A 3,454-nucleotide genomic window follows, 5' to 3' on the forward strand; every position below is an offset into this window, starting at 1 on the left:
AGGGGGGAATCGCTGTCGTAGCCCATGAGGGTGGGCATATGAAAGGCCGTGCTCAACCCCGTCTGTCCCTGCTGGACCAGATAATGGAAGCGCTGATTGGTATCCTCGGCCGAGCCCAGCCCGGCAAACATGCGCATGGTCCAGAGACGACCGCGATACATGGAAAGCTGAACCCCTCGGGTGTAGGGATAGGAACAGGGGTAATTCAAATCACCTTCATAATCCATTCCGGCGACGTCCGTCGGAGAATAGATATTTTTTATCTCCAGGTCGGAGACCGTCGAAAATCGTTGTTGCCTTTCCGGGTAACGGGAAAGCTGTGCGGAAAGTTCTTTTTCCCAGGCTTCCCTCCCATTCCGGTCCTTTTCCATTTGGTCGTCTTTAAACATCTTGGACATAATCACCTCGCACTTTCCGGATGGAGCGGTCAGCCATCAGCTTTTAACATTCAGCAACCCTCTTGACCGTTGTTTGGTCGGCTAAATCCTGATCGCTGACTGCTGAAGATTCTACCCGGTGGATACTCACTATTTTCATCACCCTGCCAAGGATTCAATCGGTTCCCCGAGACGGGATTTTAACACTTTGAATCTATACCAGAGGCCCTTCGGAGTCAAGCAAGAAACCTTAAAATGAGTGCCTTTTTGGTCTTTTTTTGGACCCTTGTTTTTACGATTTATCTGGCCAAATTGGATCGGAGTTGGTTATAATATCCTGGGATAAAACAGTCTTACCAAAAAAGGAGCAAGGGGGAAAAATGGCTTATATGGAAAACTTTTTGGGGATCCGAGTGGAAATACCCGAAGACCGCCGTTACGTCATAAAGCCCGGCCTTTGGGCCAAAAAAGAGGACCGGGAAATCGTCTTTGGCTTCAGCCGGCCGTCTCTGGTTTTGTCCGGCGGCTTAAATGATCTCGAATGGCTGGTCCCTGACGGTCAAGAGGTTCAAAGGGGGGAATCGCTGGTCTTTGCTATTACCGGCAAAATCCTTTACCTGGATGCACCCCTCACGGGCATCGTCCGTTTTAACCCCCAGGCGGCCAAGGACCCTTCCATTGTTTCAAAAGACCCTTATCATCAGGGCTGGCTGTTCCGCCTGTTACCGACGGAAGACCTGGAATCGGCCTTTCAAGGTTTTGCGGCGTTTCAAGAATATATGGAAGCCCTGAAATTTTCGGAGGGCTGTAAAAATCCCCAGGGGCTCAAGGGAGGGGTTTCCGGGATCTGCAAAGCCGTGTATACCGGTATTCGGGAACAGAAGATCGAAAGGAGTGACTCATGACCATCCCCTATGATTTAATCATCCTGGGCGCCGGGCCGGCCGGATTGACCGCCGGTATTTATGCCGGCCGGGCCAAGATAAAAACCCTGATCCTCGGGGCCGATCCGGGAGGGAACCCCCTCAGGTATGAGCTGATCGGCAATTATCCCGGGTTTCCCCAAGGGGTGCCGGGGGCTCAACTGATGACCGGCATGATCATGCAGGTGAATCTCCTGGGCGTGGAAATGGTCCACCAGAATGCCGTCAAGATCTCCTTCCTTGAGAGAGGACAAAAGATATTCACCGACGGCGAAGAATATGCTTCCAATGCCTTAATCGTCGCCAGCGGCTCGTCTCCTATCAAAATGGATGTTCCGGGGGAAAAGGAATTCAGGGGTCAGGGGATTTATTATTGTGCCCATTGCGATGCCCCGGTGTTTCAGGCCATGAATAAATCCAAGGCCGCAGTAATCGGCGGTGGAAATTCCGCCCTTCATACGGCCCTGCATGTCACGCGCTATGCCGATGAAGTGACCGTCATCTACCGGGGGACTAAATTGAGGGCCGAACAACCCGTCCAGGAGGCAGCCCTCGCCAATCCTAAAATCCGGATTATGCTGGACCAGGAAGTAGAGGCGGTTCAAGGAGAAAATCAACAGGTTCATTCCTTGATGCTTAAAGATCGGAAAACCGGCCGCCAAACGAAATTTCCAACCGACGGTGTTTTTGTCGGCATAGGCATGAAACCCAACTCGGAATTATTTGACGGCTTGTTGGCCCTCAATGCAGAGGGGTTTATCCGGGTCAATCTCCAAATGGAAACTTCGGTCCCGGGAGTCTTTGCCGCCGGAGACGTGATCGACAAAACGCTCCGGCAGATCATCACCGCCGCCGGAGATGGGGCCGTGGCTGCTGATTCGGCCCAAAAATATCTTGAAACCAATTTGAGTGGTTAGCCACAGACGCACACACCCACACAGACGCACAGGATAAGATGAATCCATTATTTGAACCGACAGAAATTAATGGGCTGCAATTAAAGAACCGCTTTGTCCGGGCAGCCACCTGGGAAGGCCTGGCGGATGACGATGGAGGCTGCACCCCCAGGCTGGTGGAACTCTACAGCCGGTTGGCCGAGGGCGAAGTGGGGCTGATCATCACCGGACACAGTTATTGCCTTTTGGAAGGAAAACATGCCGAAGGGCAGCTTGGGATTTATAAAGATGCCCTTATTCCGGGACTAAAGTCCCTGACCCGGGCCGTTCATGAAAGGGGAGGAAGAATCGTCATCCAGATTTCTTACGGCGGCGCTTACCTTTCAAAAAGCCGGGTGGAGAGAATGACCGGAAGCGATATTCAAGAGGTGGTCCAGGCCTTCGGCCGGGCCGCGACCAGGGCCAGGGATGCCGGGTTTGACGGTGTGGAGATCTTTGCCGCCCACGGCTTTTTTCTCAGCCAACTCCTTTGCCCGCGTTATAATCCCCGCACCGACGCTTACGGCGGTTCGATTGAGAACAGGGCCCGGGCGCTCCTGGAAGCGGTCGAGGCCGTTCGAAAAAAGGAAGGCCGAAGGTTTCCCTTGTTGGTTAAGCTCAATGCCCGGGATGGGGTCGAACGGGGATTGACCCTGGAAGATTCCCTGCAAGTCGGCGTCTGGCTCAAAGAAAGAGAAATAGACGCCCTGGAAATAAGCGGCGGCCTTCTCAATATCGCCAATCTCCTGGATAAAAAAATCGATTCGGAAGAGCAGGAGGCCACCTTCAGGGAGGAAGCCAGGGCCTTTAAAAAAACCGTCGATCTCCCCCTGATCGTAGTGGGAGGCATACGGTCGCTGCCGGTGGCTCAGAAAATCGTTGAGGATCAAGTGGCTGATTATATTTCCATGTGCCGCCCCTTTATCCGGGAACCGGGGTTGGTCAAACGATGGAAAGCCGGCGATCGGCGGAAGGCCGACTGTATTTCCTGTAACAACTGCGTCGAGCAGCTTAAAAAAGGTCTGGCGGATCTTCCCCTGGAAAAAAACAAGAATAGATCGTATAACCAATTGATTGATATAATTATTTAAGATAATGGTTGGTTAACGTGTACTGCCTACACCTTGCCCTTGGAGTGGGCAAGGTTGGAAGGCCAAATCACATCGAGCGCTCTGAGGATTCTGGTTTGGGTTTCGTCGGGGATAGGGATGCGGCTGAT

The 3,454-nt window shown here is 52.7% G+C and carries 4 protein-coding genes; 3 read left to right on the forward strand and 1 reads right to left on the reverse strand.

The window, feature by feature from the left end:
• Window positions 1-389: methylmalonyl-CoA mutase (locus HY879_00195; GenBank protein MBI5601753.1), on the reverse strand; the 389-nt coding region annotated here is incomplete at its 3' end.
• Window positions 390-757: 368 nt separating this feature from the next.
• Here HY879_00195 and HY879_00200 point away from each other — a divergent pair.
• Genes HY879_00200 through HY879_00210 form a run of 3 tightly spaced genes read left to right on the forward strand, consistent with a single transcriptional unit; the run spans window position 758 to window position 3,326 of the window.
• Complete coding sequence (locus HY879_00200) at window positions 758-1,282, forward strand: hypothetical protein (protein ID MBI5601754.1); 525 nt, start codon at window positions 758-760, stop codon at window positions 1,280-1,282.
• Window positions 1,279-2,217 carry an FAD-dependent oxidoreductase gene (locus HY879_00205; protein MBI5601755.1) on the forward strand — a complete coding sequence of 313 codons (939 nt, stop codon included), beginning with the start codon at window positions 1,279-1,281 and terminating at the stop codon, window positions 2,215-2,217. The genes HY879_00200 and HY879_00205 overlap by 4 nt, the downstream gene beginning before the upstream one ends.
• A gap of 38 nt (window positions 2,218-2,255) precedes the next feature.
• The gene (locus tag HY879_00210; GenBank protein ID MBI5601756.1) at window positions 2,256-3,326 is read left to right on the forward strand and encodes an NADH:flavin oxidoreductase; all 1,071 of its coding nucleotides are present in this window, start codon (window positions 2,256-2,258) and stop codon (window positions 3,324-3,326) included.
• Window positions 3,327-3,454: the final 128 nt, after the last annotated feature.

It is taken from the genome of Deltaproteobacteria bacterium (genome assembly GCA_016219225.1).
GTDB lineage: Bacteria > Desulfobacterota > RBG-13-43-22 > RBG-13-43-22 > RBG-13-43-22 > RBG-13-43-22.

Coding starts and splice junctions, on each gene's coding strand:
- HY879_00200 (MBI5601754.1), top strand. CDS start 758: ATGGCTTATATGGAAAACTTTTTGGGGATCCGAGTGGAAATACCCGAA.
- HY879_00205 (MBI5601755.1), top strand. CDS start 1,279: ATGACCATCCCCTATGATTTAATCATCCTGGGCGCCGGGCCGGCCGGA.
- HY879_00210 (MBI5601756.1), top strand. CDS start 2,256: ATGAATCCATTATTTGAACCGACAGAAATTAATGGGCTGCAATTAAAG.